Genomic DNA, 13547 nt, shown 5'->3' with positions numbered 1-13547 from the left:
CATGCATGCAGTTGTCCAGGTGAGTGGAAGCTGGGCAGCACTCAGTCGCTCAAACAGTCCTGCTCGCACGAAACGCCCACCGGGCGTTTCGGCTCGTGCGGAACTCGCTTTATGAGCACCACCCAGTTTCCACTCACCCTACCGCATGTTGTGTGCAGGCTGGTTCACGCGCAGGCGGCGTACCACGCGCAGTTCTGCAGCGACTGAAACAGCCCAGTGGCTGTTTCACAAAGCGAAGCCTGTATGAGCATGGTGTGTCGTCTGCGCGTGAACCAGCCTGTGCGCATACACCCTACAGGGTGAGCACACCTAAATGTTCGAGCAGGATTTTAACGCCAATGAGAATAAGTACTACACCGCCTGCGATGGTTGCGGGCTTCTCAAAGCGCGCACCGAACTGATTGCCAATTGCTACACCCACAAAGGAGAGCGCGAAGGTAGTCACGCCGATGAGCGCTGCAGCGGCAACAATGTTCACGCCGAGGAACGCAAACGTAATACCCACAGCGAGCGCATCAATGCTTGTAGCGATGGCAAGCATCACGAGTTCACGCAGATCGAGACGCTGCTCAGCCGGGCATTCCAGTGCTTCTTCGTCTTCATGGAACGCATCCCACAACATCTTCCCGCCAATGAAAGCGAGTAAACCAAAGGCGATCCAGTGGTCAACCGGCGTAATTAATGTAGCAAACTGCGTGCCAAGTGCCCAACCGATCACGGGCATAAGCCCCTGGAAGCCCCCAAAGAACACCGCTATCACGAGTGCGTGCGCCCAGTTGACCCGTTTCATGCACAGGCCCTTACATACCGATACGGCAAACGCGTCCATCGACAACCCGATGGCTATCAAAAACAGCTCCACGAATCCCATTGATTAACCCTCGCTTTCCGTATCGTCAACGCAAAGAACCCCGCCTTCATCGGCAAAAAAGCCTTCGGCAGTTAAATCGGCAACCAGCGATTCGAAGAGATCGGGATGAAGCGGACCGCGCCCGTGCGATCGCTCAAATTCATCCAGCGCAGCGGCAGCTTTCTCGCGCGAAACCGACTCGCCCGCAAGCACAATACGCACCAGCTCTGCACGCTTCTGGCGACGCGACCCCTCAAACGCGCTCTGCTTGGCATAATGGGCACTGCGGCGCGACGGGTTCGGCAGCGTCGCCTTCAGGTGTGCGCCATAGTCGAGCAGCGCGTAGTACCAACGCCGCGGATCATGTGTCGGGCACGTGAGCTTAACCAACGGGGCAATCTCGCGATCGGGAATCTGATCACGGTCAGGAAACACCTCATGTAGGAAAACCGCTCGCACGTTGGTTTCCACATACACGGATGGCCGATTGAAAGCGAATGCTATGACCCCCGCCGCTGTCGCTGGCCCCACGCCGGGCAACGCCAACAGTTCCCCATACGATTCGGGCAGCTTCCCGGCATAGTTCGCTGCACATAATTCGGCAGCACGTTTGAGCGCCAACGCGCGGCGGTTGTAACCAAGCCCCTGCCATTCCGCCAGCACATCAGAGGTGGCGGCGGCCGCCAACGCATCAATGGAAGGAAACACTCGCATAAAACGAGGCCAGCGCACAAGCACACGCGAAACTTGGGTTTGCTGCAGCATAACCTCAGACACAAGCACACCATACGCGTCGTCAATAAAGCGCCACGGTAGTTCTCTGAAATGGGCTTCGCCCTGCCCAAGTACGCGCTCGGCGAATTGGTCGGGTGTGAGCACACACGACGGCCACATGTCTTGTGCGGACATATGCGAGCAAGCCACCCCTTTCCGCTTATGCGCAGTCACTGTTGGTGCCATTCGGAGTACCAACCGCCATAACGTCCCCACACGAGAAATTACCAACGCCGGAACCTATGCACGCCTTAAACCCAGCCCCTGCCTTCGCACGGCGGATCGACGGATGGTCGGCCTTCAAGCAAAACAGATCGTGCAGCGTGATAGAAGCGAAGTAGGCGTTCAGCATCGCACTCGCACCTGCCCACAGCTGATTGTACGCGCAGCCATCGCTGAAGGCGCACAGATCGGCATGTGACGAACACGGCGCCACAACAACCGGACCCTGCACCGCTTCCACCACGTCGAGGAGCGTAGTGGTTCGAGGATCACACGCAAGCGAAAACCCGCCGCTCGATCCGCGGGCGGTCTTCAACAGGCCACCTTTTACTAAATCATGCTGAATGCTGCGCGCAAACGAGTACGGAATGTCCTCGGTCTTAGCTACGTCAGCCACTGACACGAGCGTACCAAGATTATCGTAGGCCGCTCTCAGCATGCGGAATGCGTAATCGGAACGCTTGGTTATATCCATTGTCAGCTAATCTCCCCGTTCATATAGCGCTCAAGCTCATCAAAGTCGTTGCGCAGAGAACCCACCACCTCATCTTCTAAACGGCGGTACTCGGGCGATTCGAGCGGCTGGTAGGCTGCAATTTTCTCAAACAGGTTACTCGCAGTGACGGGAACGTACCCACGTACCGCTAAGCTATCACGGTATGCCTCATCAACGGCTTCCTTCGCCGCCATATACAAATCGAAACGAGGAAGGTTCGCCGAATGTCGCACGAGTGCGGCGCGGTCGATGCCGCGCATAGAGGGATGTTCGCGAGCGATTTCCATCCAAATGTCGGCACGCTCCTTAGCATTAGGCAGCTCAATGTCGATGACAGTAAGCGGTTCAAGCATATCGAGGAAGAACGGGTCAACCTCGCCAATGCTCGACATCGAAGCAAGCACGTGAACACCTGGGTGCTCCACGGCCGACCGGATAAGATTCATAGCCTCGCGAGCACCACGCGACAGGCTCGCAATAAGAAGCCCACCTAAGTCCTCAGCAGGTTGTTGGTCAACAAACGGCGACACCCACAAATCGATGTCTTCGAGCAACAGCACCCCTTCGCCGTCGAAACCGTTTTTCGCAGCGTTGAGTTTTGGTTGGTTGTCAGATTGCGACATCACGCACAAGACTGGCATACCAGAAATGCCCTCTTCCATGCGCATACGAACGCCCGGCAATTCCAACTCGCCAAACGTTGCCTCCATGAAGCGGGCAGCATCTTCACGAGCAGGAGAGCTGAACAGGAGCGCGTCACAGACGGGCATGCCCTCAACGCCGTGACGCTTGTTAAGCAGCTCAACCAACTGCTGGAACTGAGGGTCTTTCTGCATGCCCACACCATGGCTGCGCATAGCCGCAATAGCGCGGTCGAACCCAACAAGGTCGCTATATCTCACGCGTTCGACAGTCGCAGCGCTTTGCGCATGCCCGCCGGTAGAGGTGGCAGCCTTGGGAACATTGATTGTGAGGGGCGTGATGCTCTTGATGACGGGTTTCGGTACCCTCTGCGCGTCTGGCGTAGACGACGCTGCAGGTACCATTGGGGACACCGCAGAAGGCACCACTGTCGTATCGCTTTCGCTTTCCTGTACAGCGGCGCGAAGAGTATCAGTTTCATCCATGCGCAGATCGACATCCTGCGCGAGAACGTCGCCTACAGCTGCGCGCGCCTCTTGCGCGATCAGATCGGTAACTCCTTGCAAATCCTCACGCGTAAGCCCGAACTCCTGTAGCTTGTCAAACGCAAGGTCTTGCAGCTGTAATGCACACGCATCTACCTCATCGGGCTTAAGGAAGTGTCCTAAGCGTTCGAATACATATTCAGCGATAGTGCGCTCACGCAATTTGCACGCAAGATCCCACGCGCTCTTCAGGCTGGCAAGCGCTGCCTCAGTAGCAGCAGGAGAGCCTCCCTCGTGCGAGAGCCGTTCGAACGCCGCCAGATACAGATGCATGCCAAGCACCTCATCGCCACTTGCACAAGCACACTCGGCTTGCATCAGATAGTCTTGGGGCGATTGCCGATATTCGTCGTTTTGGCTGGGTGACGCAGATCCGTCGTTTTCAAACATACCCAACCTCCTTTGCTTATACGCATGACTCGTATGCTTCTATCGTAACTGAAGTGTCGCAAACCAACATTGTATCCGACGCATTGCAGCAATGCGACCACTGCACAAAGACTGCAAGCGCCACTGTACGCCTACGCGGTGACCGAGCGACGTGCTACAAAAACCCTTGACACACGCAGATAATCCCTAGGGAAATGCTGATTAATTCCGTCAGCCCTGCACGTACGGGGCAGCGCCCGAAAGTCTCAAACCTCGTTTACGCACGTCAGTGCGCGCTCTCGGTTTTCGACCTTCGGGCATCCGCCCCGCCCGCGCAGGACAAGACGGCTTTAATCAGTATTTCCCTAGCGCCAGCGAAGCACCGGCCACCCACATCGACGTGCCATACGCGCAAGCGGCCGATCAGGGTTAACCGCGTAGGCGGTTTCAGCTGCCTGTAAAATACTGCGGTCGGAATGGTGGTCACCGTACGCAAAAGCCAGTTTCCAACCGTCTTCCCCGAACTGCGCATTAGCAAACTCACGCACTGCTGAAAGCTTCCGGGCGCCTTCAACCGGTAAACCTTCGACCTCGTTTGTGTACGTTTCGTCGGCAGCCACCTTCATTCGTGTTGATATCTGATACTGAAAGGAGTGGCTTTCCATAGCGCGCAAAACCAGCGGTTCGAAGGTGGCCGACACCACCACAACAACTTCACCTGCCTCGGTATGTTGATGCATTGCCTCGTCGGCTTGCGTCCGAAAGCGCCTTTCAACCGTACTGTCGTAGAAGTCGCGTAAAAACTGGTCAACCTCACGGACAGGCTTTCTCGCAAACGCGCGAAAAACCAAACAGCGCACCCAGCTCTCATTCTGCGGCAAGCGCAGCTTGTACGCCACCGCCCACAGCAGGATGCGCACGACCACACTTGGCGGAAGCATGCGCTTTCGCACAAGATGACGCACCAGCAAAACCGGGGAGTTTCCCCGGATACTGGTTCCATCGAAGTCGAATACCGCCAGACGTACCGGCGCATCGCTTATCATCAACGTAAGCCTTCCGACGTTTTCTTGTGGTTCCCCAGAGAATCAATCAGTATTTCCCTGGAACTGTGAATTGTACAATTGTGCATAGAAACCGCCAAGCGCAAGCAGCTCGTCGTGTGTGCCCTGCTCCACAATGTCGCCATTGTTGATGACCAGTATCAGATCAGCCTGCACGATGGTTGACAAACGATGCGCGATGATAAACGAGGTGCGCCCCTGCATCAGATTGTCCATGGCTTTTTGGATACGCTCTTCGGTGCGGGTGTCAACCGAGCTCGTAGCTTCATCGAGAATGAGCATACGTCGATTTGCCAGAATCGCCCGCGCAATAGTGAGCAACTGCCTCTGGCCTTGGCTAATATTCCCGGCATCTTCGCTGATGACAGTGTCGTAGCCGTCGGGCAGCGTCATAACGAAGCGGTGTACGTACGCCGCGCGTGCCGCAAGCTCCACCTGCTCGTCGGTAGCGTCAAGGTTGCCGTAACGGATGTTCTCCCGAATGGTCCCGCCGAACAGCCATGCATCTTGCAGTACCATACCAAACAACTCGCGCACGCAGCTTCGCGGAAGGTCGCGAATGTCGGTGCCGCCAATGCGGATCGCACCGGCCTGAACGTCGTAGAATCGCATGAGCAGCTTCACGAGTGTGGTTTTACCAGCGCCTGTCGGGCCCACAAGTGCCACCGTTTGCCCTTGCTTGATGTGCGCGGAAAAATCGCCGATGACAGGCTTATCCGAATCGTAGCCAAATCGCACGTGATCGAACTCAACGTCGCAGGTGAGCCCTTCGGCGCGTATGCGCGCCGCTTCAACGTCATCTGCTACACCATCGGCTTCAGGTTCGTCTAAGAATTCGAAGACACGTTCGGCGGCAGCAGCCATTTGCTGCAACATGTTCGACACCTGAGTAAGCTGGGTGATGGGCTGCGTGAAATTCTTCACGTACTGAATAAACGCCTGAATGTCGCCAACGGTCACAATACCACGAACAGCAAAGAAGCTTCCCGATATGGCAACTGCGATGTACCCTAAGTTTCCCACAAATCCCATGATCGGCTGCATCATGCCCGTAAGGAACTGCGATTTCCACGCCGACTCGCGCAAGCGCTCGTTCACCTGCTCAAACGTTTGCTCGCAAGATTTTTCGGAACCAAACGCCTTCACCACCTCGAACCCGGAGAACGTTTCTTCAACCAACCCGTTCACCTTGCCAAGCAGATTCTGCTGGCGAACGAAGTGCTTCTGAGATACTTTCACCACCACGCCTACCAGCACCGCAGAGATCGGCAGCATACCAAGCGCAATGAGTGTCATAAGCGGGTTGATAGACAGCATCATGGCCAACACGCCTACGATGGTAACGCTTGAGGTGATAAGCTGCGTGACACCTTGATTTAAGCTCTGTCCCAGCACGTCGACATCGTTCGTAATGCGCGAAAGTACATCGCCAGTAGAGGTGTCGTCGAAACGCGAAGTGGACATGCGATCGATTTTGCGTGCGATCTCACCACGCAGCTGGTAGCACGCCCGCTGCGACACGCCCGTCATCAGCCAACTTTGCGCAAACGAGCATGCCGCCGACAGCCCGTAGAGCCCGAGTGTCGCCAACAGAATGGAGCCAATAGTATCGAAATTGATACCACCCGTGCCATCAACCTTCGCTACTAAACCACTAAACAGCTCAGTCGTTGCTGTCGAAAGCACCTTCGGACCGACGATACTGAACACCGTCGACCCAATGGCAAACAGCACCGCTGCAGCAAGCGGCACCTTAAAAGCGCCGAGAAATGCAATCATGCGGGACAACGTTCGACGGAAGTCCTTGGGTTTCTCGCCGGGCATCATACCCCGCATCGGCCCGTGTCCCCTGTGGGGGCGCTGTACAGGACGCACGTTTTGCTCACTCATCGGGCGTCACCTCCCTTCGCCAGCACGACGTGCGGTTTCAATTCTTCGGGAGAAAGCTGCGACTGTGCTATTTCGCGGTACGCTTCGCACGTTTCCAGCAGCTCACGATGGGAGCCCTGCCCCACCACGCGCCCCTCGTCGAGCACAACAATGGAATCGGCATGCATGACCGACGCAATGCGCTGCGCGACAAGTACCACCGTTGCCCCACCGGTGTGCTTCGCCATTTCACGGCGCAGCGCCGACTCAGTTTTATAATCGAGTGCCGAGAAGCTATCGTCAAACACATAGGCACGCACCTTGGGGTACAGCGCGCGAGCAATGGAGAGACGCTGTCGCTGCCCACCCGACACGTTGGTGCCGCCCTGGCTGATGGGAGCCGCAATGCCACCGTCCATGCCTGACACGAAGTCAGCGGCCTGTGCAATCGAAAGCGCTTCGAGCATGCGTTGTGGGTCAAGCGCGCGGCCGCCGTCGGTATAGGCAACATTTGATTCAACGGTGCCGCTGAACAGAAAGGCTTGCTGTCCAACGTAGCCGATCTGACGGCGCAGATCGCGTTGTGACATATTGCGCACGTCAGTGCCGTCGAATAGTACCTGTCCTTCCGTCGCATCGTAGAAACGCTCAATGAGACGACAGATGGTGCTCTTTCCCGAACCGGTTGATCCGATGATGGCAGTAGTCTTGCCGGCTTCAGCCACAAAGCTCACCTGGTCGAGCGCAAGCTCGCTGCCTTCGCCGTAGCGGAAGCTCACGTCGCGAAACTCGATGCGGGCGGCTAAGGGGACTGCGGCAGACGCAGGTATGTTCGCTACCTGGGTTTCCTTTTCTGGGTCAACGATACTTCCCTGTGTGCCTAACACCTCGTCCACACGCTCGGCCGCCACATTGGCACGCGGTAGCATGATGGATATCATGCCAATGACCAAAAAACTCATGATAACCACCATAGAATAGGTGATGAAGGCAATGAGGTCACCTGTCTGGATTGTGCCGGCATCAACGTAGCTCGCACCCACCCACACGATAGCAACCGACGTGGCATTCATGATAAGCATCATGGCGGGCATCATGAACGTCATGACCCGATTCGTGAACAATTGTGTATCCATGAGCTTTCGGCTGGCCTTATCGAAACGACCTTGCTCGTGGTTTTGTCGGTTAAACGCGCGAATGACTGGCAAGCCTACAAGCATCTCGCGAGCAGTACGGTTCACCCCATCAACCAGATACTGCATGATCTTGAACTTCGGCATGGCAATACTCATCAAAAGCCCGATGATTACAAAGATGGCCACCACGGCAAGCGCGATAACCCAACCCATTGACACGTTGGTAGTTGCGATCATGACGATGCCGCCGATAGCGAGAATCGGCGCGTAGAGCACCATACGCAGTAGCATGACCTCCACCATCTGGATGAGCTGGATGTCGTTCGTTCCCCGTGTTATAAGAGATGCGGGCGAGAAGCGCGCTACCTCGGCGTGCGAAAACGATAGCACCCGCCCATACAGGCGCGCGCGAAGATTGGCGGCAATGCCAGCAGCCGTGCGAGAAGCAACGAAACCGACGCCGATTGCCGCCGACATGCCCAGAGCCGCTAAGGCCAGCATGCGCAGGCCAACGCGCCACAGATAGGCAGACTGTATTCCGGCCACATCCCATCCGAGCGCCTCGTACTCGGCCTTCGCTGCCGCCAGTGCCTGCTGATACACAAGAGCGTCGCTTCCGTCGCCCAATTCCGCAAGCATTTGGTCAACCTTGGCTTGAGCGTCTTCCCGCGATAATGTTCCCTGCTCAAAGGCTTGTTTGAGGTGGTCGATATCGGTGCTGTCAGCACGCTCGAGCATACCCACGTAAGCCATGGGCACCGACAGCGCGCGATCGAGCTCGTCTATGCGCTGACGCCCTTCGTCAGTGAGCACATAGGTTCCCTTGCCAGATTCACGATACGAGCTTTGTAGCAGCGCTTCATCGGACGCATCAACCAGCAGTGAAACAACCCGATACGTTTCTGCACGCATCTCTTCAACTGACGCATGCTCTATTCCTGACTGTTGGATACCAACATCCACGATGTCCGATGTGAATCGCGGAATAGCCAGGTCAGTGAAAGCCTGCACGATCAGCAAGGCGACGATGACAAGCACGGCTGCCACCGACCCTTTCAAGTAGCGGATCAGCCTCATTACTCACGCTCCCCTTTCGCCTGGGCACTCGATTGGAGGCACACCCGCTTCCACTTGCCCATTTCGCTCTCGCTTCGATTTCCTGCAGCATACAAAGAGTCCCGCCAACCCACAGGACTCTCAAAGCATGACTATAGTTTCTCTTATCGAGAAGGTAATGTAGCACCTAACGTGATGAGAGAATTACCGAGCTGTTCACTGTTACGCCATTGTTAAACAAGATTCTAAAAAGTTGAAGAAAAGCCTTGCGCGATACGAGCCGGATGGGTATCATGTACAAGCTGTTTGAGCACGGGGTGTTAGCTCAGTTGGTTAGAGCGCCGGCCTGTCACGTCGGAGGTCGCGAGTTCAAGTCTCGTACATCCCGCCATCGAATTCAGAAGTCCCAGAAACGGGACTTTTTCCTTATCAGGCCCGAAACGTTGGGGTTAAGTTTCACTTTTCCCGAACAGCGGCCAAAAAGGGGGTAACCGCTAATTCGTGTGGTATTTTGCACGGTTTTCACCCTCTTGAGCCTACCCACATGTTTTCCGCCTGTTTTTGCGTGGTGAGCCGTTTTATGAGTCTGCCCATGCCCCCAAGTCTTACAGTTTGAAAAACAGGACGGGTGTCATTAATCAACGTATAGAGGGACGGGATGCCTTGCCCGTCCGCAGTTCTGTTTGGGGTCTTAGGGAAACTAGCACCTCCCCCAAGACCCCTATGGCAGCCCGTACCCTCGGAAAGCAAGAGGAACATGGAGAACACAGGCAATACCACCGTAGGAGTAAAAGCGCGTCTATACGAGCGCATAGCGATTAGACTCTCGCTTAACCCTCAATACCCCGACTAGCAGCTGTTATTCTAGTTCAGCCAAACTGGAGCTTCAGTGCCATGCGGTGCGTACCTATGAGAGCAGTAAACCCGAAATGCTCGTAAAACCCACGAGCCGATTCATCGACAGGATCAACAACGAGCGCCTTTGCTCCTGCAAGCTCTGCTATCTTCATCGAGTTAAGAATGGCATCTCGAAGCAGAGCAGCACCCAAGCCGCGACCCTTGTATTCCTCGCTTACACCCATCATTCCCAGTAGCACTGCTGGAACCTGCTCAGGAGCATTTCTTGTGAACCAACCTCCACCAACACTCTCACGAGCAACACTATGAGCACTCAGGGTATAGAAACCAGCCACCTTCTCGCCACAGTATGACGCGTAGATAACCGCAGTTCCGCGTCTTCTCGCTGAAGCCGAGTATTCGGCAACCCAACGATCCACTACTTCAGAGCCACAGGTAAAATCCTTGATACCTGCCCCAACCGGCAACTGAACTGGCCTGGAAAATACTGTCATGACCAGATCTCATCGCGAGCGAGCAGGTCGCGCGTCGCCTTCGGCATAGGCTCGTCGAGCATCTTACAGAAAGAATCGAATGCCTTAGCAGCGAGCCTCGTAACGTTCGCCTCTTCAATGTCACGACGGGCAGCTTCATCCAACTTACTAGTAGACCACTGTGAAAGTGTCTGACCCTTAAGAGCGGCGGCGGTCTCGTAACTAGATCGCTGAGGCTGCGTTAGTCTCAGATCCATACGACACCGTTTTTCTTTGGTTACTGTCGCCATAATCACCCCTTTCTGCCTCAACTATCTTATCTGTAATTGTACGTATTATCCCCGTACTTTCAATACAAGATTATCATAGATTCAAGAAACGGAGATGGCACTTTCCTTCGCAGCGGTGTCTACACCGACGGCAAGAAGATGTAGCATATTCGATTATTTGGCTTTTGGTCATCTTTTTGAAGCTACTCAATGAAGGACTTGAGTTAGTGTGCCCTCTTTTTGCCCCCAAGTGATAACTTGAGGTTAGATTCTCTTTGTTTTACCTGCTCAGACATTAGATTTGGCTATTTTTCCCACACGAATTAAAACTTACCCACATTTTGACCCCAACCGCAAGAAGTACCACTGAAAAGAAGGGGCTTTTACCCCTTCTTAAAATGCATTACCTACGATGCTTGTAAACTTCTCTCCTGTGAGCAACATCGACCACAAGAATAACCATCACGCCATCTTCTATGTTGCATATAATGCGGTAGTCTCCGACATGATAGCGCCATAAGCCCGCAAGGTTTCCGTCAAGAGCCTTGCCACGACTCCTAGGGTCTTCCAGCTGCGAAATCTCCCTAAGCTCATCCCTGATGCGTCTAGCGGTTTGTTTATCCATCTTTTTCAGAGACTTTATCGCCGAATCAGAGACGCTAATCGTCCAGGCCAAGCATCTCACCAACCTCATCAAGGTTGTATGTCTTCAGCCAACCAGCTCGCCAATCTTCGACCTGCTGCAAGATTCCGTATTCGTATTCGAGCCTATCTATCGAATCAGAAAGCGCTTCTGTCATGTAGTACGTTTTTGTACGACCAGTTGCCTTTGCGAGTCGGTCATATCGTGCAGACAATTCTTCTGGCATTCTTAATGCCGCTGTTGCAGTTGCCAAACTAAATCACCTCGTTTCGCGGTGTGTTATACGTGTTATACGTGTTAAACATTCTAACATACATAATCATTCCCACCATTTATAAGTAGCTTCCTTCCATCAGGTTGCAACGATTGCAACGATTGTGGCACCTATCGGCTAGAAGCTAAATATGCAGAGGCCCGAATAGGTCAAGCGCGATGGGCTCAAGGTCTCCCCCACACAGGTCGTAACATATTCGATTTTTTGGCTTTTGGTCATCTATTTTGAAGCTACTCTATGGAGGGCTTGGGTTAGTGTGCCCTCTTTTTGCCCCCAAGTGATAACTTGAGGTTAGATTCTCTTTGTTTTACCTGTTCAGTCATTAGCTTGGGCTGTTTTTCCCACACGAATTAAGACTTAGCTCAGTTTCTCCAGAGCCGCTAACTTATCTCGTTGAAAACATTTCAGAATCCAGCTCGCAAACCTCCGTTGTTATCGTGATGCAATCTGTACAGGCTTGTAAGTTGCATTGAATGTGATATTATCACATTCAATGCAACCAAGAAAGGATGGAAAACATGCTGCTCAACTTCACGGTGGGAAACTGGATGTCGTACAGAGATGAGGTGTCGCTGAACATGGTCGCTTCCCTGGAGCGACAGCATGGGGAAACCCTCGCGAAGATCCCTAGGTTTCGCAGCAAGAAGGCCTTGCCCATAGGCGCCGTGTACGGCGGCAACGCTTCCGGCAAGACGGGGATATTCAAAGGAATCGCCGCTTTGAAGCACATGGTCACCGTCGACCCTGGAGTGGATGGCGTCCTTCCGGTCAGTCCGTTCATGCTCGAAGGCGGAACCGAGAGCAAGCCCACCGTATTTGACATCACGTTCCTTGCCGCCGACACCGTCTACCGGTACGTCGTAGAGGCTACAATAGACGGAATCTCCTACGAGTCCCTCGAAGTCTTGACCGAGAGGGGCGGAGCTGACGTATTCGAGCGCGACGAGAGCGGGGACGTCGGGGTTTACGCATTCGGCGAGGCCCTCGGGTCCGCCGACTACCTCTCCTTCGTCGGAAGGTCCACGCGCAAAAACCAGACATTTCTCGGGAATGCGTACGCGCAGAACGTGGCCGAACTAGCCGATGCCTATGAGTGGATTTCCGAGACCTTGGAACTCGTCGGCGTCGAGTCCCAGGCGTGGTCGTTCGCCACCGCAGCCGTCGGTCGCGAGGGCTTCCTCGAATACGCCGCAGCCGCCTTGTCCCGCCTAGACACGGGCATCGTCGGCCTCGTCGGCGAGGGCGTCGAGCCCGACGTCCTGCCCAAAGACGCAAAGCTGCGCCGGAGCATGGCGGAGCTTGATGGTGATGAGCTCATCACCGTCGTCATGGAGAAGGGCGCCGGCGACTACGGATTCGAAATGCTGACCGTTCACTCCGATGAGGGCGCGCCGCGGGTGGAACGCCTGCGCACCGTTCATGTGGGCCCGGATGGCAGGGAGCGCAGGTTCAGTCTCGGCATGGAGTCCTCGGGGACCCAGCGCCTCATGGGTCTTTTGCCCATGCTCTTCGATCTGCAGAACACCGACGGCTCGGCGCAGGCCAAGGTTTACGTCGTCGATGAGCTCGACCGCTGCCTGCACACCATGCTCACGAAGCGCCTGATCGAAGACTTTCTTTCGACCTGCGGCGCGAACACGCGTAAGCAGCTACTATTCACAACGCACGACTTGCTGCTCATGGACCAGTTCCTCATGCGCCGCGACGAGATGTACATAGCCCAGCGTGGTACCGACGGCTGCTCCGTACTGGTGGGGTTAGCGGAGTTCAGCGGCATCCGCTTCGACAAGGACCTGATACGCAGCTACCTCGACGGCCGCTTCGGCGGGATTCCTATGTTGGGGAAGGCGGGTGCACGTGGCTAAGAGAAAGAACGACTCAGTCATGACCACCGGCATAGCCGGTGGCTTGATTGGGCGACCCTGTAAGGGTCGCGAATGCCGGCGGCGGCAAGCCGCGATGGCCCAGCGCACTCTTGCCGGCCGCCCCTAAAGGGGATGCGTTCGC

General features: G+C 55.1%; 13 protein-coding genes and 1 tRNA gene. 3 read left to right on the top strand and 11 right to left on the bottom strand.

The features are described 5' to 3' along the window. Positions 1–292: 292 nt before the first annotated feature. The 7 genes from G7Y43_RS08260 to G7Y43_RS08230 form a co-directional block, all read right to left on the bottom strand. Positions 293–871, bottom strand: a complete 579-nt coding sequence (locus G7Y43_RS08260; RefSeq protein WP_165045933.1) for a manganese efflux pump MntP family protein — start codon at positions 869–871, stop codon at positions 293–295. Between the two features lie 3 nt (positions 872–874). Then, a complete protein-coding gene (locus tag G7Y43_RS08255) occupies positions 875–1759 on the bottom strand; it encodes an adenine glycosylase (protein ID WP_165045932.1) in 885 nt (294 codons plus the stop codon). 25 nt (positions 1760–1784) lie between these two features. After that, the gene (locus G7Y43_RS08250) at positions 1785–2321 is read right to left on the bottom strand and encodes an Rrf2 family transcriptional regulator (RefSeq protein WP_165045931.1); all 537 of its coding nucleotides are present in this window, start codon (positions 2319–2321) and stop codon (positions 1785–1787) included. A 2-nt stretch (positions 2322–2323) separates the two neighbouring features. Next, a complete protein-coding gene (locus tag G7Y43_RS08245; RefSeq protein ID WP_165045930.1) occupies positions 2324–3919 on the bottom strand; it encodes a ribonucleotide reductase subunit alpha in 1596 nt (531 codons plus the stop codon). Between the two features lie 344 nt (positions 3920–4263). Continuing rightward, entirely contained in the window at positions 4264–4944 is a 681-nt protein-coding gene (locus tag G7Y43_RS08240) for an HAD family phosphatase (protein ID WP_165045929.1), read from the bottom strand. A 42-nt stretch (positions 4945–4986) separates the two neighbouring features. Further along, positions 4987–6852 (bottom strand): ABC transporter ATP-binding protein, encoded by a 1866-nt coding sequence (locus tag G7Y43_RS08235; protein WP_165045927.1) that lies wholly within the window; start codon positions 6850–6852, stop codon positions 4987–4989. Further along, entirely contained in the window at positions 6849–9044 is a 2196-nt protein-coding gene (locus tag G7Y43_RS08230; protein WP_165045926.1) for an ABC transporter ATP-binding protein, read from the bottom strand. Before G7Y43_RS08230 ends, G7Y43_RS08235 begins: the two co-directional genes overlap by 4 nt. A gap of 293 nt (positions 9045–9337) precedes the next feature. On the opposite strand from G7Y43_RS08230, the gene G7Y43_RS08225 reads away from it, so the two are divergent. Beyond that, positions 9338–9414 (top strand) — tRNA-Asp (locus tag G7Y43_RS08225). Between the two features lie 478 nt (positions 9415–9892). On the opposite strand, the gene G7Y43_RS08220 is transcribed toward G7Y43_RS08225, so the two are convergent. The 4 genes from G7Y43_RS08220 to G7Y43_RS08205 form a co-directional block, all read right to left on the bottom strand. Continuing rightward, positions 9893–10375: a GNAT family N-acetyltransferase gene (locus tag G7Y43_RS08220; protein ID WP_165045924.1), complete on the bottom strand. Its 483-nt coding sequence runs from the start codon at positions 10373–10375 to the stop codon at positions 9893–9895. Continuing rightward, positions 10372–10644, bottom strand: coding sequence for a DUF1778 domain-containing protein (locus tag G7Y43_RS08215; protein ID WP_165045922.1), 273 nt, complete (start codon positions 10642–10644; stop codon positions 10372–10374). Before G7Y43_RS08215 ends, G7Y43_RS08220 begins: the two co-directional genes overlap by 4 nt. 382 nt (positions 10645–11026) lie before the next feature. Then, on the bottom strand, positions 11027–11317 hold the full coding sequence (locus G7Y43_RS08210; protein ID WP_255464369.1) for a type II toxin-antitoxin system RelE/ParE family toxin: 291 nt from the start codon (positions 11315–11317) through the stop codon (positions 11027–11029). Further along, positions 11283–11519, bottom strand: coding sequence for a ribbon-helix-helix domain-containing protein (locus G7Y43_RS08205; RefSeq protein WP_165045918.1), 237 nt, complete (start codon positions 11517–11519; stop codon positions 11283–11285). Before G7Y43_RS08205 ends, G7Y43_RS08210 begins: the two co-directional genes overlap by 35 nt. A 539-nt stretch (positions 11520–12058) precedes the next feature. On the opposite strand from G7Y43_RS08205, the gene G7Y43_RS08200 reads away from it, so the two are divergent. Together G7Y43_RS08200 and G7Y43_RS10735 are read left to right on the top strand one after the other, a co-directional pair. Continuing rightward, positions 12059–13405 (top strand): ATP/GTP-binding protein, encoded by a 1347-nt coding sequence (locus G7Y43_RS08200; protein ID WP_165045916.1) that lies wholly within the window; start codon positions 12059–12061, stop codon positions 13403–13405. Further along, positions 13398–13532, top strand: coding sequence for a hypothetical protein (locus tag G7Y43_RS10735; RefSeq protein ID WP_255464368.1), 135 nt, complete (start codon positions 13398–13400; stop codon positions 13530–13532). Before G7Y43_RS08200 ends, G7Y43_RS10735 begins: the two co-directional genes overlap by 8 nt. The last annotated feature ends 15 nt before the right edge of the window (positions 13533–13547 follow it).

It is taken from the genome of Adlercreutzia sp. ZJ138 (assembly GCF_011038935.1).
Classification (GTDB): Bacteria; Actinomycetota; Coriobacteriia; order Coriobacteriales; family Eggerthellaceae; genus ZJ141.
Note: the sequence above shows the minus strand (reverse complement) of the source record. Positions and strands in the feature narration are given on the sequence as shown.

Excerpts from the sequence above, each read along its gene's own strand:
- G7Y43_RS08260 (WP_165045933.1), bottom strand. The coding sequence starts at position 871 with ATGGGATTCGTGGAGCTGTTTTTGATAGCCATCGGGTTGTCGATGGAC.
- G7Y43_RS08255 (WP_165045932.1), bottom strand. The coding sequence starts at position 1,759 with ATGTCCGCACAAGACATGTGGCCGTCGTGTGTGCTCACACCCGACCAA.
- G7Y43_RS08250 (WP_165045931.1), bottom strand. The coding sequence starts at position 2,321 with ATGGATATAACCAAGCGTTCCGATTACGCATTCCGCATGCTGAGAGCG.
- G7Y43_RS08245 (WP_165045930.1), bottom strand. The coding sequence starts at position 3,919 with ATGTTTGAAAACGACGGATCTGCGTCACCCAGCCAAAACGACGAATAT.
- G7Y43_RS08240 (WP_165045929.1), bottom strand. The coding sequence starts at position 4,944 with ATGATAAGCGATGCGCCGGTACGTCTGGCGGTATTCGACTTCGATGGA.
- G7Y43_RS08235 (WP_165045927.1), bottom strand. The coding sequence starts at position 6,852 with ATGAGTGAGCAAAACGTGCGTCCTGTACAGCGCCCCCACAGGGGACAC.
- G7Y43_RS08230 (WP_165045926.1), bottom strand. The coding sequence starts at position 9,044 with ATGAGGCTGATCCGCTACTTGAAAGGGTCGGTGGCAGCCGTGCTTGTC.
- G7Y43_RS08220 (WP_165045924.1), bottom strand. The coding sequence starts at position 10,375 with ATGACAGTATTTTCCAGGCCAGTTCAGTTGCCGGTTGGGGCAGGTATC.
- G7Y43_RS08215 (WP_165045922.1), bottom strand. The coding sequence starts at position 10,644 with ATGGCGACAGTAACCAAAGAAAAACGGTGTCGTATGGATCTGAGACTA.
- G7Y43_RS08210 (WP_255464369.1), bottom strand. The coding sequence starts at position 11,317 with ATGAGGTTGGTGAGATGCTTGGCCTGGACGATTAGCGTCTCTGATTCG.
- G7Y43_RS08200 (WP_165045916.1), top strand. The coding sequence starts at position 12,059 with ATGCTGCTCAACTTCACGGTGGGAAACTGGATGTCGTACAGAGATGAG.